Origin of the sequence: Anabaena sp. WA102, from assembly GCF_001277295.1 — a bacterium.
Taxonomy (GTDB): Bacteria; Cyanobacteriota; Cyanobacteriia; order Cyanobacteriales; family Nostocaceae; genus Dolichospermum; species Dolichospermum heterosporum.
The window spans coordinates 3,016,303-3,038,246 of sequence record NZ_CP011456.1; the positions used below are offsets into that span (position 1 = coordinate 3,016,303).

Below are 21,944 nucleotides of genomic sequence, written 5' to 3' on the forward strand. Positions count from 1 at the left end.
AGAGGCAAGAGGCAAAAGGCAAGAGGCAAGAGGCAAAAGGCAAGAGGCAAGAGGCAAGAGGCAAAATGAAATATTCTCCCTGTTCCCTGTTCCCTGTTCCCTGTTCCCTATTCCCTGTTCCCTGTTCCCTGTTCCCTGTTCCCTGTTCCCTGTTCCCTGTTCTCTATTCTCTGTTCCCTGCTATACGTGACAATTTAGACTTTTATTTTATGTGAGGAATGAACTGTGAAACAGTTTCATAATAGTGTTTTCGTATCAAGTGCAGCGGCTTGTGTACTCTTAGCCGCCCAACCAGTCCTGGCACAATTAACACAAATTACTGATGTCAAACTCAATCCCATTGAGGGCGGAATCAGCGTCATTTTAAAAACTGCTGCCGGCAATCGTCCCCAAGTATTTACAACTAAAAAAGATAAATCCTTAATTGCAGATGTAATTAATGCCCAACTGCGTCTACCCAAAGGTGATAACTTCCGTCAAGAAAACCCCGCACCGGGAATCAAGATTATTGAAGTTAAACAATTAGATGCTAATAGCATTCGGGTAATAGTCACAGGTGTTGATGATGCACCCAGCAATCAGCCCGTCATGCGAAAGGATAATAATCTTACCCTTGGCTTTACCACCACCACAAATTCAACAGCATCAACCGCCACTAAGCCCATAGAAAAAGTATCAGCAGCCCCAGCTACCACACCTGAATCTAAACCCGATGAACCAGGTAAACCTCCAGATGTCCTAGTCCCTAATCCCCAAGTCACCATTGACGGTAAAATTGCCCAATCCGCAGGACCAAATCAACCTTATAACCAAGCGCCTCCTTTCTTACCCAGAGCCGTCGCCCCACCAGTAGGAGATATTACTCAATCGAATATTGATACATCACCCACAGTGATTGATTTAGGTACTCAAGAACGAGTTCCCCGCTTAGTATTACGTGATGCACCTGTGAGAGAAGTTTTATCACTGTTAGCGCGGGCTGCTAATTTAAACGTAGTTTATATCGGTGGTGAAGCAGAAAAAACACAGGGTGCGGATGCAACAAAGACTTCTCAAACAATTTCTCTGGATATAGAAAACGAACCTGTGCAAGATGTCTTTAACTATGTACTGCGGTTGAGTGCTTTAGAAGCTAACCGCACGGGACGGACAATTTTTGTCGGGACTAAATTACCTAACTCCACCCGTGATACTGTCATGCGGAGTTTACGACTAAATCAGGTAACAGTGGGAGTTGCTTTAAACTTCTTGGTGGCTTTGGGTGCAGAAAGTGCCGTCAGCCGAGAAAGATTGGTTACGAGTGTCAATGCTGTAACTGTTGGGACTGGAGTAGCTCCCATTACCCAAACTCAAACAACCACAGAAACAAAAGTCGAAACTCAACGGATTACTTATCAAGATTCAACACCTTTATTGAGAGGATTACAAGCTTCAGGAGATGAGCGCACCAATTCTGTGACATTGATTGGTAATCCTAAGATGGTGGAAATGGCAGTATCTCAATTAGTACAGCTTGATGTCCGTCGTCGCCAAGTGGTAGTGAACGTCAAAATTATTGATGTCAACCTTTTAGGTATTCAAGACTCTAACTCTAGTTTTTCTTTTGGTCTTGGTAATAGCTACTTTACCAGTGATGGTGGTGCAGCAACTTTCAATTTTGGTGGTTCTCGACCAGCTACAGGCAGTGAAGTAGCAAGTAGTGTTACCGAAACACCTATTACAACTAATCCACTTAGCAGTGCTAACATTTTTCTGGACAAAAGAGATTCCAGTACAGGTAATCCTACAGCAGGTGCAACTTCTACCCCTACAGTATCCGGTAGCGTTACAGATCAAACCCCTCCGACATACGAACTACCAAAATTATACCAGTTCCCTAAAAAGTTTCTGGCTAGTTTGACAGCACAAGTTACAAGTGGCAATGCCAAGATTTTGACAGACCCCACCCTAATTGTTCAAGAGGGACAGAACGCAACAGTCGCTTTAACGTCAGAAGTATACGGGGGAATTAAAATAACTAATCTACTAAGAGAACCTATCATCAAGAACGCAGGGCTAACCTTGACAGTGAAAGTAGAAAGAATAGATGATAATGGTTTTGTTTCTTTGTCTGTTGCCCCTACTGTGTCTTCTCTGGCTGGGACAACAAGTAGTCCTGATGGTGATATTACCCTGTTAGCTTCAAGAAGTCTGGCATCTGGTCAACTTCGCTTGCGAGACGGTCAAACACTGATTCTTTCAGGTATTATTCAAGATTCAGACCGGACAACTATTTCTAAACTGCCTATCTTAGGTGATATTCCTCTACTAGGTTCGCTGTTTAGAAAGTCCAATAGAACTAATGAGCGCAGAGAGGTAATTGTCTTACTTACACCTCAAATTATGGATGACTCAGAGCGTTCTGCTTACGGTTATAATTACACACCCAGTCCCCAGGTACGGCAAATCTTAGAACGTCGGGGGTTGAAGGTTCAGCCTCGCTAGTTAGTTCTTGGTGATTGTTTCCAAATACCCGATTTATGGGAGAAGAGTAAATAAGGTATCCCTGTTGACTAGGGCAGGCAGGATGCCCACCCCACAAGATTAAAATATTAATTGTGGGGTGGGCTTCTAGCCTGCCCATCTTATATTTAATTGTCTAAAAAAGTTAATTTCAATTACTAATTAACTCCACAGCGTCTCGTCCATCACTATCTTGCAGATAAACTTTGACAATTTCTTCCTTCGCTGTGGGTAACTTTTTACCAACAAAATCTGGATGAATTGGTAACTCCCGATGACCTCTATCTACTAATACGGCTAGGCGAATTACTTCTGGTCTACCATATTCATTTACGGCATTTAAAGCAGCCCGAATAGTTCTGCCTTTAAAAATGACATCATCTACAAGTACCACGGTTTTACCTGTCAAATCAAAGGGAATATCGGTTTTTTCTGGAGTTCTCAAGCCGATTTTATCAAGATCATCACGATAAAATGTAATATCTAAAGAGCCTACAGAAACGTTGACATCTTCGAGAATTTCTATTTGACGAGCTAATGAATAAGCTAATGGTACTCCTCTAGTGTGAATACCCAGAAGTAACAACTGAGATAAATCTCGTGTTCTTTCTATAATCTGAGAAGCCATTCGAGTTAATGTCCGACGCAGTTCTTCTGATGAGAGAATTTCAACTACTTTAGTAGACATAAGATTGGTAATTGGTGATAGGTGATAGGTAATTGGTAATTGGTGATTTCTCGTTTCTCGTTCCCATACTCTGTATGGGAATGAATTCCAGAAGGCTCTGCCTTCAATAACAGCAGAGGCAGAGCTTTCTCGTTCCCATACTCTGTGTGGGAATGAATACTAGAAGGCTCTGCCTTCAATAATAGTAGAGGCAGAGCCTCTGTGATAGCATTCCCAGTCAGAGACTGGGAACGAGATAAATTGGTGATTTCTCGTTTCTCGTTCCCATACTCTGTATGGGAATGAATTCCAGAAGACTCTGCCTTCAATAACAGCAGAGGCAGAGCTTTCTCGTTCCCATACTCTGTATGGGAATGAATGCTAGAAGGCTCTGCCTTCAATAATAGTAGAGGCAGAGCCTCTGTGATAGCATTCCCAGTCAGAGACTGGGAACGAGATAAGGAGATAACTAAGGTATTAAAAATATTGCTAGTCCTAACCATAGTAAAAACGCATATCGGGTTAGTTGTAAAGCTTGATCAATAGAATCTGGCGTAATGGGATAAATAGGATCTCCTAAAAGTGGTTTCTCTTTAGCTATTCCACGATACCAATTTATGCCTCCCATTTGCACACCTAAAACCGCAGCATAAGCGCATTCACTCCAACCAGAATTGGGACTGGGATCTTTGATGGCATCCCGGCGACAAATTCGCCAAACTTTTACAGGTTGCAAGGATAATAATGATAAGGTTATCACTGTTAACCGACAAGGCAACCAAGTTAAACCGTCTTCCCACCGCGCACTAAACCAACCAAGATAAGTATAAGGTGCTTCCTTGTAACCGACCATTGAATCTAAAGTGCTACTAGCTTTATATGCTAAAGCGAAAGGGACAGCGCCAATAACAGGAATGAACGCACCAATAATAGTATAAAAAAGAGGAGCCATTACGCCATCGGTAGCATTTTCGGTGACGGTTTCCAAAACTGCTCTGAGAATTTCTGCTGTGGAAAGATTGGCTGTATCTCTGCCGACGTAATTACTTAAAACCTGTCGCGCTGGTTCTAATTCTCCATTTTTTAAAGGTTGCAGAACTTCCATTGCTGCATTTCGTAAACTTTTGAAAGCAAAACAACTAGCTATAAGAATACTTTCTACGGCAATTCCTAAAAATGGATGTACCCATTTGGCAGCTTGAACTATTATCCAACCCACCAAACCACTACCAATTATCACAATTATCCCTAAGAAAATGCCGGCGAGACGTTGAGAAAGAGGATTTTGACAATATTGGAGGGCGAGTTTACTCAAGCGAGAAATTACCCATCCCATGACTCGCACGGGATGAGGCCAACCCCAAGGATCTCCTATTAAGTAATCTAATAAGGCAGCGAAAACCAAAACAGCAGATGTCATTTATTCTTTTTCCTAACTCCTACAGCAAATTGTCATCAAACCCGGAACAAGAACCCCTCCCCCAACCCCCTCCCCGCAAGCGATGAGGGGGCTAAGATGTACCTTATATGATTGGAAATCGCTGTCATTGCTGACTCTGGACAGCCCCTACTAAACTACAAAATTGGTTTCTTCTCCTTGAGATGCTTGCCAACTACGGGCATCATAATAAAGGTCTGCGAGGGTAATATTGTACAAGGCTTCTTTTAGCTTTTGGTTGAGTCTGTTCCAGAGGCTGGATGTTACCCAATCTGCTGTTTGAGTAGGTGTGGGATTATTTAAGGGTAAGTTAGTAATATTTTCACCAACTGCTTCTAAAATTTGACCGATAGATATAAGTGCCGGTTTTTTGGCTAGTTTGTATCCACCATCGCTACCACGAATTGATGTAACTAATCCTGCTCGACGCATTTCGATGAGTAGTTTTTCTAGGTAGGGAGCAGGAATATTTTGACGTTTGGCGATCGCTCTGACAGATTCAGGTCCATATTTTGGACGTAAACTCAAATCTAGCAATGCTTTCACACTATAGTGTCCTCTTGTCGTTAGTTTCATATAGCAGTTATCATGAATTTTATTTTCCCAATCTCTCTTTCCTCGTCCCTACCTGATTTGATAATTTGGCAAATCAAATAACAATACTACATAAGACTCCCATTTGATGCTTGAAAAAATTCATTACACATCTAAGAGCTATTTTCTCCTGTTCCCCCTTCCCTGCCTACATCAATAAATTGATATCTTCTTGACTATTGCTATATCTATAGTAGCTATCAACATCATCGTAATTATATTTCCTATAATTTTTTAACAAAATTGATAATAGTGCAACAATTTTGGCTATGAGTGTAATATACTTGGCTAGGCTGATCCCAAAATTAAAGGATTATGTTCCTATTAGTTCAATGTCGGCTAAAATAAAATCCACTTGACAACTTCAAAAATTCATTTTCGACCTAAGTTGATGCCTAAACAGAAAAAAATTGAACCCCTCGTCGGCGAAGAACTGCTCAAAAAAGTTAAAGAGCTAGAAGCCATCAGCAAAGACGACAAAGCTAAACAGTGTGGCTACTATACCATTACCAAAAATGGTATAGAGCGCGTCAATATGATGAAATTCTTGAATGCCCTAATTGATGCGGAGGGTATTCAGTTGGATAGTTCACCTAGTGCTAATGGACGTGGTGGACGCAGTGCCAGCTATAGAATTAGTGTCCAACAAAATGGCAATTTATTAATCGGTGCAGCTTACACAAAACAGATGAATCTTCAGCCTGGGGATGAGTTTGTCATTACTTTAGGGAAAAAGCATATTCGACTGCGGCAAGTAGATTTGGAATCCACAGAAGATGCCGAAGTAGAAGCTACAGCTTAATGAATATTCATTAGTTAGTTGTAGGTTGTCAGTTGTCAGTGGTTGCGTTTTAACCCTGACTGCTGAATAACTGACTGATTACCAAAATTGGCAGAACAGGCAACAGGTAATAGTGATAAATCCTGATTCCTATGCCTTGCAAAAAACTTGGATGGCTAATGTCACGCTATCAGCCAACCCCACATAAAAAAGGCTGCTGAATTCAGCAACCCCAATATTGAGCAACATTGTGTTTTTAATCAATAGATGCCAATTTAACCGGTTGTAAAGATTTTGTCGTATCTACAATTTTTTTATTAATTTCCGACTTAATCGGATTACTACTACTAGAATTTATCTCTGGAGATAAGTTGTCTTGTCTCTCATCATAGCTAGGTTCATGGATGATCAGGCGATCGCACGGAATTGTATCTGATATAATCGCACTTGCCATCATCCCAGTATGAACTTCCATTTGTCCTTCTGGAGGCACTTCAAACACCAGCCTTTGTCCAGGGAAGACAACCCTTTCAAAGTACCAGTTAGGAATATTGGAGATACGCGCCACCTGGATTTTACTCGTGGCATTGACGTAGCAGCAGAGAATTTTCCCCGAATGCTCCGGTGGTAGAGGATCTAATATCTGAGCCATAACTGCTGAAGAGCTTATTTGCTCCACAATTTTACATTACATCAGTAAAGCTAACACCCGATGATCCCCGGTTACTGTAACCGCCACTACCAACTGCGAGTTTCTGCATTATTTCTATCTAAAGATATATAGAGATTATAAAATTTTTGTAAATAAATCTGTATTTACTTAACAAAAAAGACGATAAACGAGAATCTCCATTGTCATATCCGCTAGAATCTCTGTAAATCCTTTACAGCCAAGAATTTCCCCCCTTTACGCCAAGATTTATCATCCCTGGTAAGTTGAATTATTTCTTGCATCTATCTTCGGAGTTACCACGAAAAATCATCGCTAAATTCATAAACTCGATGTTATGGTAAATGTATATGAAAATTTCGTTCATAAATCCCATCTATATATAACAAGCAAATTTTATGCAGTGCAGTTTTCACATTCACTTTGATCACTAACGGCAAAAGTTTTTGCATAGCACAAAACAACTGAAATGTCAAAGATAATGCTAGTCCAGTCAGCAGCAAATTCACAATTCCTCTAGTCTTTTTCTCAACTACGGCAAGCATTACAGTTAAACCACGTATGAACGCAACTAAAATCCTCTACGTTCGCCTTCCCTGTAACCCTATCTTTCCTATTGGGGTTGTCTATCTTTCCGATCATGTCCACAAATTATTTCCCCATGCCGAACAGCGGATTTTTGACTTAGGCACAATCCCCCCCCTAGATTATACTTCCGCCCTAGACCGATGTATTGATGAGTTTCAACCCACCCTACTAGTCTTTTCCTGGCGAGATATTCAAATTTACGCCCCAGTGGGTGGACGGGGCGGCAATCCTCTCCAAAACGCCTTTGAATTCTACTACGCAAAAAACCCGTTTATAAAATTGCGTGGTGCTTTGGGCGGGTTGAGAATTTTTATTGCTTATTATGTAGAATTATGGCGCAATTTGGGACTAGTTAAACGGGGTTTAAAACGCGCCCAAAAATATCAATCTCAAGCCCGTGTAGTCTTAGGTGGTGGTGCAGTTAGCGTATTTTATGAACAGTTGGGTAAAAGCTTACCGCCCGGAACAATTATTTCCGTCGGTGAAGGAGAAACCCTACTCACAAAACTACTCAAGGGTGAAGATTTTCAGGATGAACGCTGTTATGTAGTGGGAGAAAATAAACCGCGTCAACGGCTAATTCATGAACAACCCACACCCCTAGAAAAAACAGTTTGTAATTACGATTACATCGAAACTATTTGGCCGGAATTTAATTATTACCTGCAAGAACAGGACTTTTATATTGGTGTCCAAACCAAACGCGGTTGTCCCCATAATTGCTGTTACTGTGTTTATACAGTAGTTGAAGGTAAACAAGTCCGCATTAACCCTAGTGATGAAGTTGTAGCAGAAATTCGAGAATTATATAACCGGGGTATTCGCAACTTTTGGTTTACAGATGCTCAATTTATCCCCGCCCGGAAATTCATTGATGATGCTGTAGAACTTCTCCAGAAAATCGTTGATTCGGGAATGTCGGATATCCATTGGGCAGCATACATCAGAGCCGACAACTTAACACCCCAATTGTGTGAGTTAATGGTAAAAACAGGCATGAATTATTTTGAAATCGGGATTACCAGCGGTTCTCAAGAACTGGTTCGCAAAATGCGAATGGGTTATAATTTGCGGACTGTTTTACAAAATTGTCGTGATTTAAAATCCGCCGGTTTCAATGATGTAGTTTCTGTTAACTACTCCTTTAATGTGATTGATGAACGTCCCGAAACTATTCGTCAAACTATTGCCTATCACCGCGAACTAGAACGGATTTTTGGGGCTGATAAAGTTGAACCTGCTATTTTCTTCATTGGACTCCAACCCCATACCCATTTAGAAGAATATGCCTTTAAAGAGGGTATTCTCAAGCCTGGTTATGATCCTATGAGTTTAATGCCTTGGACAGCCAAAAAACTCCTCTGGAATCCTGAACCATTAGGTTCTTTCTTTGGTGAGGTTTGCTTACAAGCTTGGCGACAAAATCCCAATGACTTCGGACGAGAAGTGATGAATATTTTAGAAGCCAAATTGGGTTGTGCTGATTTGGAAGATGCACTTTCTGCACCGATAGAAAAACCAGAGAAACAGTTGGCAAGCGTATCTTAAAACTCCTGGCGATTAGCCCGGGTGATTAGAAATCACGGCTACACAAACAAAGTCCGCCTGCGCGGACTAATTAAAAATTAAGGGTTTGAAATAAAACCCACACAGGTGGGTTTTGCCTGTGTAGACGCGGCTTATAAGCCGTATTATCGGAAATCCCCAATTAATTCCATGTTACAAGGTTCAATTCTCCAACAGTTAGAAGCATCTCACCGCCATAGTGCTAGACCTATTCATTTTGGCGTGTACTATAAAAATACCTTAGTGTCTCTCTGTCATGCTTTGGAAGATCATATTTTAACGAAAGATAATGATCCTTTTGTGATTACGGCTTTCCAGCAGGGTAAATGGTATCTGGAAGAGGCTCAAAGATACGCAGATATCGCAAAACACAGCCGGGAAATTGTCATTATGGCAACGGCTGATTCTGGTTTTGCTGAACATCCGACCGGTCAATTACCTAACATTGATTTGGTGGGACTAGCTGCTGATGATCCTGTGGCGCAGGAGTGGCACTTGATTATTCTAGCTCCCGATTACACGGCTATGGTAATTTGTCAAGAGTTATCTGAAGCTGACTATGGGAAAGATGGGTTGCCAACTTGCGATTTAGAGCGTAAATTCTATGGTTTATGGACATTTGAACCGGAATTGGTGGAGGAAACCGCAGAGTTAGCGATCGCTCACATTCAAGACTATCATCCCGAACTAGCGCTCAAACTGAGTCAATATAAACAAGCAATTCACCCAGCTATATGTCCGGGGGAAGAAGTAGCTACCGTTGTCTCTCGTGTTGTTGATTACCTCAAAACCGGACAAGGTAACTTACCTGTGCTCACCGCATCCCACCAAAAATTTCTAGATCGTAACTTGGTATCTAACGAAATTCAGGCATTTTTGCGGATGGCACAGTTGATTGATCTAGCAGATAGCCGTAACCCTGTAGCCGCATCAGAAGTAGCATCTGTTGTTGAAACAATGGGGCAATTATTAGATTTACCCGCATGGCAAATTAAAAGATTACGCCTAGCTGCTCTCTTGCATCGCTTAGACCAACTGCAAAAAGCCGAAAGCCTGATTAGTCCCACTCATATAACAACAGCTTATCAAGAACAATCTCCTAGTTGTCCTCTGGCTTGTCCCCTCGTCCCAGGAGCGCAAGCATTACGAATCATGCCACGACTACGAGCGATCGCCCAAATTATCACTCACCAAAGCGAATGGTGGAATGGTACAGGCGAACCTGCCGGTTTAGCTGGTGATGATATTCCTTTAGAATCACGAATTTTGTCATTGATAGCAGAATTTCAGCTACAAGTCAATCAGTATAAATACTCCAGCAAAGGAGAAGCAGAGATATTTACTCAAGCCCTAGATCAGTGTCGAAAACAACAATCTACCCGCTTTGATCCTAAACTTGTAGATACATTAGGTTTATTAGTGATGGGTTTACAACAGGGGCTTGATTTACCGATAATGACACCCAAGGTCAGCAGCGGTTTATGGTTACTTGACTCCCGTTGGGATGCCGACAGCAAAAGTAGTGAGCAGATTTCAGTGTACAGCAAATGAATATAGAAACCATTAGATTAGGGCAAAACAAACAACTCCCCGGTGTAAATTTAGAAGATGAGGATCTATCTCACCTAGATTTAAGGAAGATAAATTTAACAGGGGCTAAACTGGTGGGGACTGACTTCACTGGTTCTAAATTAGAGGGTGGTCATTTTGAAGGTGCAAATTTAATGGGGGCTAATCTGCAAGAAACCGACTTGCGGGCTAACTTAATGGGTGCAAACTTGATGCAGGCTAACTTGACAAGTGCGGATTTACGTGGTAGCAACTTACGGGGTAGTAACTTGATGGGAGCAATCCTCAACGATGCCTCTTTAGCGGGTGCTTTTTTAAGTGGTGCTAATTTGCATGGTGTAAATTTGCAGAGTGTTGACTTGCGATGTGCAGATTTACGAGGTGCAAATTTAACGGGAGCTAATCTCAAAGGTGCAGATTTAAGCGGTGCAGATTTGCAAGGTGCTGTACTAATTGAAGCGAATCTTGAAGAAGCAGATTTAAGAGCAGCAAATTTAGCAGGGGCTGATTTGACCGGAGCTAATTTACTCTGTGCTGAATTAGATGCAGTGAAGTTAAATGGGGCAAATTTAGATCGGGTGTGTTTGCGGGGAACAGTTTTGGAAGCTAGTACCGCCGCAAGACGAAATTAAGGCGTTGCTGAATTAGGGAATGAAATTGAAAAATCAATGATTTCAAACTCTTACTCTCTGCGACTGGAGCGCCTCTGCGTGTTCGCGCAGCGTGCCGTAGGCATAACAAAATCATACTCTTAACCAGCAACGCCCATTTTTCTTTGTCGGATTTGGAAAATTGAGGATATCCAGATCGTTGAAACTGTTCCCTGTTCCCTGCCTTCACAGACAAATTATTCAGCAAACCCTATAAGTAGTGAGACAGAATTAATTACGTAATGTCATTACGTAAGCGAAGCTTGGCGTTAGCCATATGGAACGAAGTGAAATGAAGCAATTCCAAGGGTTGTGATTGCTTCCCTTCGCTCGCAATGACTGTAAATATCTTTGTCCAATTACTTATAGTTCCTCTGGGTTCTCGGATCAGGGATTAACTGAAATAATGATATTGTTATGAGTGTTATTTCCGAGATTTAACAGTTCAATGAATATTATCTCCACCTCTATTCCTGATATCCTTCTCCTCGAGCCCCAAGTTTTCCAAGACTCACGGGGCTTTTTCTTAGAATCCTATAATCAGAAAACATTCACAGAGAAACTGGGAATTACAGCCAACTTTGTCCAGGATAATCACTCAAAATCTGAATACAATGTGCTACGAGGCTTACATTACCAAATCATCCAACCTCAAGGTAAATTAGTTCGCGCCATTGTTGGTAAAATCTTTGATGTCGCAGTAGACATGAGAAAAAACTCCCCCACCTTTGGACAATGGGTAGGTTACGAACTCAGCGCCGAAAACAAACGCCAATTGTGGATACCAGCAGGATTTGCTCACGGGTTTCTCGTGCTTTCAGAAACTGCCGAAGTTTTGTATAAAGCTACAGATTATTATACACCAGCAGGCGATCGCGCTATACTTTGGAATGATCCAGATTTAGCTATAGATTGGCCTTTAAAAACACCCCCAATTTTATCAGCTAAAGATAGCAACGCTCGAACTTTCAAAAACGCCGAAGTTTATGAATAAATCAATATTATTAATAGGTAGTAACGGACAAGTTGGAACAGAACTACAACATACCCTTTCATCCAACTACAAAGTTATAACAGTTGCGCGTCCGCAAATAGACTTAACTCAACCTGAAAACTTACGCCAAATTATCAGAGAAACCCAACCCGAAATAATTATCAACGCTGCTGCTTACACCGCAGTAGACAAAGCCGAAAGTGAACCAGAAATCGCTCACATAATTAATACTATAGCCCCCCAAGTTATTGCTGAAGAAAGTCAAAAATTAGGAAATTTTTTAATTCATATTTCCACAGATTACGTATTTGATGGTAACAGTAATTATCCCTATCAAGAAAACAAGATTACCAATCCATTGAGCGTATATGGACAAACAAAATTAGCCGGAGAAATAGCAATTCAAAATATTTGCCCTCAACATATAATTCTCCGTACAGCCTGGGTTTATGGAACTTATGGAAAAAGCAACTTCGTTAAAACCATGTTACGACTAGGTATTGAAAGACCGGAAGTTAGAGTAGTTGCCGATCAAATTGGTAGTCCTACATGGGCGCGAAATATAGCCTTAGCAATTACCCAAATTATCCCCCAATTAACATTAGAAACTGCGGGAATTTATCACTATACAAATAGTGGTGTAGCCAGTTGGTATGACTTCGCCATAGCTATCTTTGAAGAAGCAGAAAAACTCGGTTTCCCCCTCACCATCAAAAATATTATCCCCATTACCACTCCCGAATATCCTACACCAGCAAAACGTCCTGCTTATTCTGTCTTAGCTTGTGAGAAAATATCCAAAGTCTTGGGAACTTATTCTCCTCATTGGCGACAAGGACTCAGATTAATGTTAAAAGAATTACAAGAAAAATCTCTATGAAAGCCCTAATTTTATCCGGTGGAAAAGGTACTCGTTTACGCCCATTAACTTATACAGGAGCAAAACAACTTGTACCCGTTGCCAACAAACCAATTTTATGGTATGGCATTGAAGAAATGGCTACATCAGGGATTACTGATATTGGTATTATTATCAGCCCAGAAACCGGGGAAGAAGTCAAGAGTAAAACCGGAAATGGTGAAAAGTTCGGCGTTAATATTACCTATATTTTACAAGAAAAACCGGCAGGATTAGCACAAGCTGTCCAGGTTGCCCGTCCTTTTTTAAAAGATTCACCCTTTGCCATGTATTTAGGTGATAACCTAATTCAACAAGGTGATTTGAGTTCATTTTTAGATAAATTTACTCAACAACAACCAGATGCTTTAATTCTGTTACGGGAAGTCACAAATCCTAGCGCTTTTGGTGTGGCAAAGGTAGATGAAAAAGGCAGAGTATTACAATTAATTGAAAAGCCGAAAATTCCGCCTTCAAACTTAGCATTGGTAGGGGTTTATTTCTTTTCACCAGTTATCCATGAGGCAATTTCTCTGATTAAACCTTCAGCTAGAGGAGAATTAGAAATTACTGATGCAATTCAATGTTTAATAGATCAAGAAAAAGAAGTTTTAGCCTGTAATCTTGACGGTTGGTGGTTAGATACAGGTAAAAAAGATGATTTATTAGAAGCTAACCGTCTCATTCTTGATACCTATTTAACAAAATCAATTCTGAGTGATATTGACTCTACAACCCAGATTACTGGAAGAGTGGAAATTGGCGTTGGATCTAAAATTACCAACTGTACAATTCGCGGACCTGTGATCATTGGTAATAACTGTTATTTAGAAAACTGTTTTATCGGTCCTTATAGTAGTATTGCCGATAATTCAACACTGATAGAAACAGATTTAGAACACAGCGTAGTATTAGAAGGTGCTAAAATCACTGGAATTCAACAACGAATTATTGATAGCCTAATTGGACAACGCGCCCAATTAAGTATTGCCCCCCGTCGTCCTAAAGCATTACGCTTTTTAATTGGTGATGATTCGCAAATTGAACTGACTTGAAGGCAAGAGGTATTCTTCTAGACACTGTACCAATATTCAATAAAAAGGCTGGTTTTAGCAATACTATAAATACCTTGCTACAACTGGCTTTTATTTCAATATGTTCTGTCATGATTATTTCTTTTTATCTTTAGGACTTACGCACAAGTTACTAAAAACGAACCACAGAGAACACAGAGAACACAGAGGAATGAGAGTTTGAGATCGAGTAAGTATCTACCATTCATCAAAGTCAACCTTTTCACAATCTTGTTTTATTGCTTCACTCATTAGCTAGGGAACGGGCAACACTTCGACAAGCTCAGTGCATCGCAGGAAAAACTCATGTTTAAAAACATGAGATTGAAATAATGACACGGTCACTGAGCGGTGTCGAAGTGCTGTTTTTTTCGTGCTACGCATCTTTTAAAAACATCCTTTTTTTGACTGAGCTTTAAACTTGTGCAAATGAGTGTTTCTTATTTGCTCCCTGTTCCCTGCGATGCACTGAGCTTGCGATGCCCTGAGCCTGTCGAAGGGTCGAAGTGTTCTCTGCGATGCACTGAGCTTGTCGAAGTGTTCCCTGTTCCCTTCTTTTGTAATTGTGCATCTACTTTAATTACTCAATTACAGGGATTTGCATATCAATTTCTTGAAATTTATTGCAGGATATGTAATCCATGAACTATACCACCTTCAGAATCAAACCTTTGCTGAATGATAGAAAAAAATCTACTATCTCCCTTTTCAAAATTCCTAAAAATGGCGTAAGCAATTATATCAGCAAGTTGAATTAATCTCGAAGCTTTTGAGTCTAAAAATAATGGTACTTCAGAAAAATTTCTGATTACACCCCAACTGTAGCCAATAGTTCTAAAATCAGTTGCTAAAGATTGAATGGTTGTTTCATACGTAGATTTATCAAAAATGATAATACCTCTCTGTGTATTATCATGTTTATGAAGCCTTATCAAATATCTATCAAATCTACTAGCAAGTTGTTCAAATGCAACTTCAACAGGGTCTTTTGGAGATACTAAAGTCTTTTTAATAACACTTGCAAATAATCTGTTACTTGGGTGTGACTGTAAAAAAACCTGCAAAATATCTTCAATAGCTTTCTCTCTATCACTTTTAGAATAGCTTCTCCACTTTCCTCTACCACTTAGCATTGGACTACCGTGTAATTCAACTGATAAAGGATCTGCGGGGTCAAATCTAGCAGCAATTTTATCAAGCTGATCAGAAATCCAATAGCCTTGACGTTCAAATATACAAAATCCAGCCAGTACAAAATATTGCTGGTTTTGGTCATGGGTAGTACCTGACTCATCTGCATACAGCAAGTACATGGCTGTTATGTATCCTTAGACAATAAAAATCAGTCAAGGGTAGACCTTGCTACCGCGATCCGAAAAAGTCAGACCTCTTGACTGCTATCTATATTATAGCATCTCAATCTAGTTTTGGTGTCGTGAGAAGAAGATTAGGGAAATTGCTCAAAAACTTAATTATGTAAGGTTTTGTTACTCAACCCAATCTTGTATATTAGAGGTCTTTTTGCATATTTTTAAGATTTTCTAAGTCTTGTTGATGAATATTATGTTGTCTCTCAGTTAGCCATACATAAAAATCTTGAATTATTTGATAATATTCATTAGCTATAGGTCAAGAAGAAAGGAATTAATTAGTAATTTTCTAGGAGATTTCTTAATTTATCAAAATCCTAAACGTGGTCAACTTATTCGTAAACGTATTTTTGAGGAATTTAACCAATTTATCCAAGATCACCCTAAAGAAACTCAAATTCATTTTATTGCTCATTCTCTAGGTAGTTTGATTCTTTGGGATATTCTTTTTTCAGATGTTATTTCTCATGATGACTCCGTTTTACAGTTTCGAGATAAACTACACAAACTAGATTTAGTCAGCATTACTACGTTAGGTTCTCCTTTGTTATTTCTCAAAGAGATGCTAGATATTGATTTTTCTATTGTTAATTCTATTATAGATAAATCTAGTAGTAAAAATTCTGGTAATAGTTATAAACTCAGATGGGTAAATATTATCCATTCATCTGATTTAATTGCTTATCCTTTAAAAGCTGCTATAGAAAATGAAATAAGTTCTGATTTACTATTTTGTGACCAGTATGTTTGGCAAGATGCAAATGGAACTGAACTAACATTAAGAAACATCGGTCAATCAGATATGGCAATGGTTATTGCTGCTGAAGATGCCCATTCTTCATATTTTTATGATAATTTAGATGGGGCAATAACAGCACGTATTATTAGTTATAATTTACTTGGAGAGACAAACAAACTTTTACAGAGGTGTATTACTCCCAAATAAGAGTAAAAATAATTATAATTAACACTATCTTTAATTAGAATTAAATCTTGCAATAATCAACTTATCTAAACTCAAATACAACTTAATTATGTTGATTTTTATTATTTAACCTAACCTAGAAATTATCAACATCTATATCTACTTGATCAGGATTTTTTTCAATTACTTTACTGATTGGCTGATGGTAAAGCATCTTTAAGAGTAGAGTGTGTAAAATATCTTCTTTTGGTATTGAATTAGCAAAATTTTGTAATTGTTGAAACTTCATATTACCATACTCTTGAGCCAGTGCATGACTTTTTTGTAAATTTAAGGTTACAATCATTTCATCTGGTGTAGATAGAATTTCTACTTCATCATTTTCATCACTTTTATAAAAACATCTTCTAAATATGTAATTATCTTTATCTAAAAAATGCTTTATTTCTGATAAAAAAGATATAACATCTAAATCTTGAAAGTTCCGAAAACTCTGAATTACTTTTTCTTGCGGTAAATTAGGCATGGGTAACTGAATTTCTTGAGAAACTGAATATGAGATAATTAACTTATTAGCAATATTTTCTAACTCATCATACAGGTTTATTTGATATTCGGGATTTAGCTTTTTATATTCTTCTTCAATAAAATCATACAAATCATTGACTGAAGAACCTTGGTATTTACTCCTATCTATACCAAAATCTTCAATTATAATATTCAAATGTTTTGGTCTTACTTTCCTAATATCTATCTTAGTTATTTCCTGCTTCAGTACAGTTTGGTAATATACCTCATATATATCTTCACCTTCATAATTATCATTTAGAATAACATAATATTGAAATGTACTAAACAGGTCTATATAGCAGTAAAGTGATTTTTTATTATTAGTGTATTTCTGTGTAAATAGAATCAGAGTATGGGTAGGATAATAATTTTCTAATTCAGATCTATGTAAATCTAGAAAAATATCAAACATCCCTTGAGAAAAAAATGGAATTATATTGTCTGAATCAATTATTTTTTCATTTCCTTCTGTTATGTCAAGTGTTCTGACCAAATCTGATCTTTTAACTCCGTGATCATATGCAAATCCAGTGGCTATTTTATTTAAACCTTTACGGAATATTTCGGAGTTGCATAAATACAGGATGGATTGGCGGTTTAAACCATCGAAAATCCGTTCTAAATTGGATGAAATCATCCCATGATTCAGCAACGCCAATATTTCATTAAAATTATCATTACCTTCAGGAAAAGGCAAATAAAAAAAATCATTATCTGAGGATATATCTGTTATGCATTGTATTTTATATGAATTAATATCTTTTCCTTGATTTTTTAGGTCACTAATAACTTTATCTTTATAAGATTTTACACTAGATAAATTACCATAAATTTTTATGATTTTATTTTCCTCATCAAATTTTGGAAAAGGCTTGATTGGACTAGCTTTAAAATCTTTTATATGAACTTTAATTATTTTTTGCTTTTCTTTATCAAAACAATAACCTTCTAATGTAGGACTGTTATTTCTTCTCTCTTTATGAATATTCTTTTTTCGCAATTGTTCTGTAATTATTAGTGCAAATAAATCTCCAAAATTTTTATCAACACTTTCATTTAACTTACTACCACAAGTCTCACAAAGTATATTATTAGATTTTAATTTACCTGCTAAAGAATTTTGGATAATATGTTCATCATGTTTTAAAGCAGGGTTTTCTGTAAATTTCTCTTCATTTTCAAGATAATATTTTTTGTCAAACATTTCTCTGCCACACAGATAGCATAAATTCATATTCTTTTCCTCACATGAAATTAACTTTACTTAATGTCTTGCACTTGAAGCAACTCCTAACAATACTAAAAGATTAGTAATGATTATTTTAATTGCATTGTCATAGCTCTCCTGCTTGCCTTAAAACTTGTTCATACAGATTCTGATTTACCCAATATTGAGCCACATCAATCATCCCATCAAGTAACGGTTTGATTTCAGAAATAATATGTTTCTCCTTAGCTAATAAAAGAATACCAAGAGTACCAATTAATCGTAATCCTATACTTTGAGCTACTTTACGAGCGTCCCGTTCATCTAACAAAATTTTATGTACACCAGTTTCAAGAGCTAAAGCAATAGCTTCTCGTTCTCCATCATCTAGTTCTGGGGAAATAATAGGGTCTATATTTGAGACAGTGCGAACTTGTAGCCATCCAGAAACAACAGCTTGTAAAATAAATTGTGACCACAGAAATCCTGAAACTGTTGTTTCATCATAAACAGCTTGGGGAATTATAACTTGTCCAAACACCTCCTTCAAAATATCTAGACGATTGATAGCAGCAAAGTTAATTAGAGGTGTAGCGTTACAAATAACAGTCACAATTATTAAAAACCTTCTTGAATACTCTTTACATCTTCCAATAAATCAACTTCATTATAATGTCGTTCAATTTTCCTTTCTCCTAAAAGCTGCTGAAATTCCCAAACAGATAAATTAGCCAAACGTCGTGCTTGACCAAAAGTAAAAATATTCTGTGCGTATAACTGTAAAGCTAATTCCTGACGAATACCCGACTCACCCTGACTTAAAGAATCAGGTGATAATTGTAAATTAATCGAACTCGCAAATTTACTCATATATAACAATATTTGTTATTCATTACTTCATTATATTCAAAAACCTGTTTACATATCTCGTCTTAATAAAACTAAATCAACATATCTTCCTCTACTTGACTATTTTTATCATTGTAATTACAATGTAAACACCACCCTACCCCCAATCACACAAAATGGGTACAGCTATCAAAACCCGAATAGTCAAAATCGGTAACTCTCAAGGGTTACGCATCCCCAAAACCCTATTAGAACAAAGTGGAATTAACTCAGAAGTAGAAATAGAAGTTCAAGGAAATCATCTCATTATTCGCCCAGTTGAACAAGTCAGAAAAGGTTGGGAAAAAGCATTTATAGAAATGGCAGAAAAAGGCGATGATATCTTATTAGATGATATCAACACAACAGAATGGGATAAAGATGAATGGCAATGGTAGTCAACAGATTTGATGTCTTCCTAGTTAATCTTGATCCTACCATTAGCAGTGAAATTAAAAAAACACGCCCTTGCTTAATAATCTCACCCAACGAAATCAACCATCATATTTCTACCGTAATAGTTGCACCAATGACAACAAAAGGGCAACCATACCCCACAAGAGTGACCTGTCAATTTCAAGGAAAAGAAGGGCAAATTGTACTTGACCAAATTCGCACAGTAGATAAAACTCGACTAATCAAACTTCTAGGTCAAATTACCACAGAAGAACAAAAAGCCGTTTTGGATATCTTAGCGGAAATTTTCGCTGAATAAAATCAAGACGCAGAAAACGCCTTTTGCGCCTTTTGCGTCTCTGCGTGAAAAAACCCCTTTACACCATCTCAGAAGTCTGCACCGTAGCTTGTTTTCAAAACCCAAAAATTAAAAATCCAAAATTATTTTTTTTGAATTTTTAATTGTTTAAGTTCCTACCACACCAGAGTAAATTAAACCCCGCTGTATATCCAAAGTCAAAATTGCACCATCCTTAATTACTTGTGTCGCATCATTTACGCCTACAATTACTGGTACACCGAGACGTAAACCAATAACTGCGGCGTGACTGGTGAGACTTTCCTCTTCAGTAATAATCCCCCCGGCTTTGCGAATTGCTTCCACAAAATCAACACCAGTGCGGGATGCTACCAAAATATCTCCAGGGTTAAAGTTACTGGCATCCATGGCATTATGAACTACCCTAGCGCGACCACTCACAGAACCTTGTCCCAGTCCAATGCCTTGACCTAGTACAGCAGTGACTATTTCTACCTTAATCAAGTCCGTTGACCCAGAAACCCCCTGAAGCGTACCAGCGGTCATGACCACTAAATCACCTTCAGTGAGGAGGTTTTTTTCCTGGGCGACATTAATAGCGGCTTGGAATGTCTGACCTGTAGAAGGTAGTTCTAACACCAACAGCGGTCTAACTCCCCAGACCATCTGTAACTGTCGGGCTACATTAACATGAGGTGTAATGGCTAAAATTGGCGTTTTCGGGCGAAACTTAGAAACGTTGCGGGCTGTAGCCCCGGTTTGTGTCAAAGTCATAATTGCCGCTGCGCCCAAATTCTCAGCAATTTGACCAACAGCTTGGCTAATCGCATTGGGAATAGAACGCCTTTTATCTCGTGATAGACGGGAATTGGTGTTCAGGGTTTCCTCTTGTTCAATCCGTTCGGCTATTCTGGCCATAGTGGCTACAGCTTCTATGGGAAAACTACCAACGGCGGTTTCATTGGACAGCATGACCGCATCTGTGCCGTCTAAAATGGCGTTGGCAACATCGGATACTTCTGCACGGGTAGGACGGGGGTTGCTGACCATGCTATCTAGCATTTGGGTAGCGGTAATAATGGGAATTCCCAGGCGGTTTGCTGTGGCAATGAGCCGTTTTTGTAGCACGGGTACGTCTTCCGCCGGTAGTTCCACCCCTAAGTCACCTCTGGCAACCATCACCCCATCACATAAAGACAAAACTGCTTCCATTTGTTCAATGGCCTCGTGTTTTTCGATTTTGGCAACTACAGGGACATTCTTGCCGGTGCTGGAAATTAGTTCTTTAATTTCGATAATGTCCTGGGGGTTGCGGACAAAGGAAAGGGCTACCCAATCAACTCCCTGGTCTAAACCAAACATCAGATCCTCGCGGTCTTTGTCGGTCATGGCTTTGATGGATAAGTAAACTCCCGGAAAGTTAACACCTTTGTTGTTGGAAAGTTTACCTGGAACTGTTACCCGACAATGTAAATCGCCTTTTTCGCGGTTAATTTCCTCCACTACCATTTCGACTTTGCCATCATCGAGGAGGATACTTGAACCGACGGGGACTTCTTCGGCTAAGTAATCGTAGGTAACACAGCTTATTTCCTGTGTTCCTTCTATGAGGCGATTTGTCAATGTGAAGCGATCGCCTTTTGCTAAAATTATCGAACCAGTTTCAAACCGCCCCAAGCGAATTTTCGGACCCTGTAAATCTTGCAGAATTGCTACCGGTCTATTCAGTTCAAAAGCGGTTTGCCGAATTAATCGAATACTGCGCTGATGGTCAGCATGAGTTCCGTGGGAAAAGTTGAGCCGTAGTGTTGTTGCACCCGCTTCAATAATCCCTTTCAGCATTTCTGGACTGCTGGTAGCAGGTCCGATAGTAGCAACAATTTTAGTTCGGCGCTGAGAATCTCTTAATTGCGTCATGGGCTGGGTTCAAAATTTTGGGGATCTACCTGGGAATTTATCGTCATCTTTTCTCATACCATTTAAGATCTGAGATTTTGGATCATGAAAACCTGACTGTATCAGCAAATCATTTTTCCATTGATCGCCATCTTTTTGCAAATGGTTATGAATTAAACAGACTCTCTCTTTTGGGTCACTACTATATCAATGTTATAAGCAGTTAGAGAGCTAATCATGGTATAGTTTTGATATCGTACACTAATCTGATCGGCCACTTTCTCCTCAGAAAGTTTTTTGTCTCAAAGCACTGCTTTAGCCAAGAATCATAGCCTTATTTACACATTCTTAACCACAACTCTGGATAAATCTTGCTTTACATA

At 38.9% G+C, this 21,944-nt stretch carries 22 protein-coding genes; 11 read left to right on the plus strand and 11 right to left on the minus strand.

Annotated features, from left to right (window positions below; all coding sequences use genetic code 11):
• Positions 1 to 225: 225 nt before the first annotated feature.
• The gene (locus AA650_RS12985) at positions 226 to 2,484 is read left to right on the plus strand and encodes a type IV pilus secretin family protein (RefSeq protein WP_053539333.1); all 2,259 of its coding nucleotides are present in this window, start codon (positions 226 to 228) and stop codon (positions 2,482 to 2,484) included.
• A 169-nt stretch (positions 2,485 to 2,653) separates the two neighbouring features.
• On the opposite strand, the gene pyrR is transcribed toward AA650_RS12985, so the two are convergent.
• The 4 genes from pyrR to AA650_RS13005 all read right to left on the minus strand — a co-directional run bounded on the left by pyrR (position 2,654) and on the right by AA650_RS13005 (position 5,183).
• Positions 2,654 to 3,190, minus strand: a complete 537-nt coding sequence (pyrR, locus tag AA650_RS12990; protein ID WP_039200174.1) for a bifunctional pyr operon transcriptional regulator/uracil phosphoribosyltransferase PyrR — start codon at positions 3,188 to 3,190, stop codon at positions 2,654 to 2,656.
• Entirely contained in the window at positions 3,175 to 3,672 is a 498-nt protein-coding gene (locus AA650_RS12995) for a hypothetical protein (protein ID WP_053539334.1), read from the minus strand. The genes pyrR and AA650_RS12995 overlap by 16 nt, the downstream gene beginning before the upstream one ends.
• Entirely contained in the window at positions 3,639 to 4,589 is a 951-nt protein-coding gene (cbiB, locus tag AA650_RS13000; RefSeq protein WP_053539335.1) for an adenosylcobinamide-phosphate synthase CbiB, read from the minus strand. Before cbiB ends, AA650_RS12995 begins: the two co-directional genes overlap by 34 nt.
• 150 nt (positions 4,590 to 4,739) lie before the next feature.
• The gene (locus tag AA650_RS13005; RefSeq protein WP_039200160.1) at positions 4,740 to 5,183 is read right to left on the minus strand and encodes an Rrf2 family transcriptional regulator; all 444 of its coding nucleotides are present in this window, start codon (positions 5,181 to 5,183) and stop codon (positions 4,740 to 4,742) included.
• Positions 5,184 to 5,592: 409 nt separating this feature from the next.
• On the opposite strand from AA650_RS13005, the gene AA650_RS13010 reads away from it, so the two are divergent.
• Positions 5,593 to 6,003 (plus strand): AbrB family transcriptional regulator, encoded by a 411-nt coding sequence (locus AA650_RS13010; RefSeq protein ID WP_053539336.1) that lies wholly within the window; start codon positions 5,593 to 5,595, stop codon positions 6,001 to 6,003.
• A gap of 235 nt (positions 6,004 to 6,238) precedes the next feature.
• Here AA650_RS13010 and AA650_RS13015 read toward each other — a convergent pair whose 3' ends face one another.
• Complete coding sequence (locus tag AA650_RS13015; RefSeq protein WP_053539337.1) at positions 6,239 to 6,634, minus strand: DUF1830 domain-containing protein; 396 nt, start codon at positions 6,632 to 6,634, stop codon at positions 6,239 to 6,241.
• Positions 6,635 to 6,987: 353 nt separating this feature from the next.
• A complete protein-coding gene (locus tag AA650_RS13020; protein ID WP_053539338.1) occupies positions 6,988 to 7,197 on the minus strand; it encodes a hypothetical protein in 210 nt (69 codons plus the stop codon).
• A 16-nt stretch (positions 7,198 to 7,213) separates the two neighbouring features.
• On the opposite strand from AA650_RS13020, the gene AA650_RS13025 reads away from it, so the two are divergent.
• The 6 genes from AA650_RS13025 (at position 7,214) to AA650_RS13050 (ending at position 13,972) form a co-directional block, all read left to right on the plus strand.
• Positions 7,214 to 8,788: a photosystem II high light acclimation radical SAM protein gene (locus tag AA650_RS13025; RefSeq protein WP_053539339.1), complete on the plus strand. Its 1,575-nt coding sequence runs from the start codon at positions 7,214 to 7,216 to the stop codon at positions 8,786 to 8,788.
• Positions 8,789 to 8,956: 168 nt separating this feature from the next.
• Positions 8,957 to 10,357: a DICT sensory domain-containing protein gene (locus tag AA650_RS13030; RefSeq protein WP_053539340.1), complete on the plus strand. Its 1,401-nt coding sequence runs from the start codon at positions 8,957 to 8,959 to the stop codon at positions 10,355 to 10,357.
• Positions 10,354 to 11,007 carry a pentapeptide repeat-containing protein gene (locus AA650_RS13035; protein ID WP_053539341.1) on the plus strand — a complete coding sequence of 218 codons (654 nt, stop codon included), beginning with the start codon at positions 10,354 to 10,356 and terminating at the stop codon, positions 11,005 to 11,007. The genes AA650_RS13030 and AA650_RS13035 overlap by 4 nt, the downstream gene beginning before the upstream one ends.
• A 466-nt stretch (positions 11,008 to 11,473) precedes the next feature.
• Positions 11,474 to 12,019, plus strand: coding sequence for a dTDP-4-dehydrorhamnose 3,5-epimerase (rfbC, locus tag AA650_RS13040; RefSeq protein ID WP_053539342.1), 546 nt, complete (start codon positions 11,474 to 11,476; stop codon positions 12,017 to 12,019).
• On the plus strand, positions 12,012 to 12,899 hold the full coding sequence (rfbD, locus tag AA650_RS13045; RefSeq protein ID WP_053539343.1) for a dTDP-4-dehydrorhamnose reductase: 888 nt from the start codon (positions 12,012 to 12,014) through the stop codon (positions 12,897 to 12,899). Before rfbC ends, rfbD begins: the two co-directional genes overlap by 8 nt.
• Positions 12,896 to 13,972 (plus strand): glucose-1-phosphate thymidylyltransferase, encoded by a 1,077-nt coding sequence (locus AA650_RS13050; RefSeq protein WP_053539344.1) that lies wholly within the window; start codon positions 12,896 to 12,898, stop codon positions 13,970 to 13,972. The genes rfbD and AA650_RS13050 overlap by 4 nt, the downstream gene beginning before the upstream one ends.
• Before the next feature lie 638 nt (positions 13,973 to 14,610).
• Here AA650_RS13050 and AA650_RS26490 read toward each other — a convergent pair.
• On the minus strand, positions 14,611 to 15,303 hold the full coding sequence (locus tag AA650_RS26490) for a DUF3800 domain-containing protein (RefSeq protein ID WP_072033569.1): 693 nt from the start codon (positions 15,301 to 15,303) through the stop codon (positions 14,611 to 14,613).
• 283 nt (positions 15,304 to 15,586) lie between these two features.
• Here AA650_RS26490 and AA650_RS13060 point away from each other — a divergent pair, with 283 nt between their 5' ends.
• On the plus strand, positions 15,587 to 16,306 hold the full coding sequence (locus tag AA650_RS13060; protein ID WP_234413179.1) for an alpha/beta hydrolase: 720 nt from the start codon (positions 15,587 to 15,589) through the stop codon (positions 16,304 to 16,306).
• Positions 16,307 to 16,421: 115 nt separating this feature from the next.
• Here the strand turns inward: AA650_RS13060 and AA650_RS13065 are convergent, their stop codons facing one another.
• The 3 genes from AA650_RS13065 to AA650_RS13075 all read right to left on the minus strand — a co-directional run bounded on the left by AA650_RS13065 (position 16,422) and on the right by AA650_RS13075 (position 18,932).
• Positions 16,422 to 18,089, minus strand: a complete 1,668-nt coding sequence (locus tag AA650_RS13065; RefSeq protein ID WP_081424219.1) for an HNH endonuclease — start codon at positions 18,087 to 18,089, stop codon at positions 16,422 to 16,424.
• Positions 18,090 to 18,189: 100 nt separating this feature from the next.
• Entirely contained in the window at positions 18,190 to 18,675 is a 486-nt protein-coding gene (locus tag AA650_RS13070; RefSeq protein WP_053539346.1) for a DUF3368 domain-containing protein, read from the minus strand.
• Between the two features lie 5 nt (positions 18,676 to 18,680).
• On the minus strand, positions 18,681 to 18,932 hold the full coding sequence (locus tag AA650_RS13075) for a UPF0175 family protein (RefSeq protein ID WP_053539347.1): 252 nt from the start codon (positions 18,930 to 18,932) through the stop codon (positions 18,681 to 18,683).
• A 155-nt stretch (positions 18,933 to 19,087) separates the two neighbouring features.
• On the opposite strand from AA650_RS13075, the gene AA650_RS13080 reads away from it, so the two are divergent.
• Entirely contained in the window at positions 19,088 to 19,348 is a 261-nt protein-coding gene (locus AA650_RS13080; protein ID WP_053539348.1) for an AbrB/MazE/SpoVT family DNA-binding domain-containing protein, read from the plus strand.
• A complete protein-coding gene (locus AA650_RS13085; protein WP_234413180.1) occupies positions 19,342 to 19,665 on the plus strand; it encodes a type II toxin-antitoxin system PemK/MazF family toxin in 324 nt (107 codons plus the stop codon). The genes AA650_RS13080 and AA650_RS13085 overlap by 7 nt, the downstream gene beginning before the upstream one ends.
• A 147-nt stretch (positions 19,666 to 19,812) precedes the next feature.
• Here the strand turns inward: AA650_RS13085 and pyk are convergent, their stop codons facing one another.
• Positions 19,813 to 21,582: a pyruvate kinase gene (gene pyk / locus AA650_RS13090; RefSeq protein WP_053539350.1), complete on the minus strand. Its 1,770-nt coding sequence runs from the start codon at positions 21,580 to 21,582 to the stop codon at positions 19,813 to 19,815.
• Between the last annotated feature and the right edge of the window lie 362 nt (positions 21,583 to 21,944).

Bases quoted from the DNA above. Each gene is read 5' to 3' on its own strand.
- pyrR (WP_039200174.1), bottom strand. From the start codon at position 3,190: ATGTCTACTAAAGTAGTTGAAATTCTCTCATCAGAAGAACTGCGTCGG.
- AA650_RS13050 (WP_053539344.1), top strand. From the start codon at position 12,896: ATGAAAGCCCTAATTTTATCCGGTGGAAAAGGTACTCGTTTACGCCCA.
- AA650_RS13005 (WP_039200160.1), bottom strand. From the start codon at position 5,183: ATGAAACTAACGACAAGAGGACACTATAGTGTGAAAGCATTGCTAGAT.
- AA650_RS26490 (WP_072033569.1), bottom strand. From the start codon at position 15,303: ATGTACTTGCTGTATGCAGATGAGTCAGGTACTACCCATGACCAAAAC.
- AA650_RS13020 (WP_053539338.1), bottom strand. From the start codon at position 7,197: ATGCTTGCCGTAGTTGAGAAAAAGACTAGAGGAATTGTGAATTTGCTG.
- AA650_RS13080 (WP_053539348.1), top strand. From the start codon at position 19,088: ATGGGTACAGCTATCAAAACCCGAATAGTCAAAATCGGTAACTCTCAA.
- AA650_RS13030 (WP_053539340.1), top strand. From the start codon at position 8,957: ATGTTACAAGGTTCAATTCTCCAACAGTTAGAAGCATCTCACCGCCAT.
- AA650_RS13025 (WP_053539339.1), top strand. From the start codon at position 7,214: ATGAACGCAACTAAAATCCTCTACGTTCGCCTTCCCTGTAACCCTATC.
- pyk (WP_053539350.1), bottom strand. From the start codon at position 21,582: ATGACGCAATTAAGAGATTCTCAGCGCCGAACTAAAATTGTTGCTACT.
- AA650_RS13065 (WP_081424219.1), bottom strand. From the start codon at position 18,089: ATGAATTTATGCTATCTGTGTGGCAGAGAAATGTTTGACAAAAAATAT.
- AA650_RS13075 (WP_053539347.1), bottom strand. From the start codon at position 18,932: ATGAGTAAATTTGCGAGTTCGATTAATTTACAATTATCACCTGATTCT.
- AA650_RS12995 (WP_053539334.1), bottom strand. From the start codon at position 3,672: ATGGTTAGGACTAGCAATATTTTTAATACCTTAGTTATCTCCTTATCT.
- AA650_RS13015 (WP_053539337.1), bottom strand. From the start codon at position 6,634: ATGGCTCAGATATTAGATCCTCTACCACCGGAGCATTCGGGGAAAATT.
- cbiB (WP_053539335.1), bottom strand. From the start codon at position 4,589: ATGACATCTGCTGTTTTGGTTTTCGCTGCCTTATTAGATTACTTAATA.
- rfbD (WP_053539343.1), top strand. From the start codon at position 12,012: ATGAATAAATCAATATTATTAATAGGTAGTAACGGACAAGTTGGAACA.
- rfbC (WP_053539342.1), top strand. From the start codon at position 11,474: ATGAATATTATCTCCACCTCTATTCCTGATATCCTTCTCCTCGAGCCC.
- AA650_RS13085 (WP_234413180.1), top strand. From the start codon at position 19,342: ATGGTAGTCAACAGATTTGATGTCTTCCTAGTTAATCTTGATCCTACC.
- AA650_RS13035 (WP_053539341.1), top strand. From the start codon at position 10,354: ATGAATATAGAAACCATTAGATTAGGGCAAAACAAACAACTCCCCGGT.
- AA650_RS13010 (WP_053539336.1), top strand. From the start codon at position 5,593: ATGCCTAAACAGAAAAAAATTGAACCCCTCGTCGGCGAAGAACTGCTC.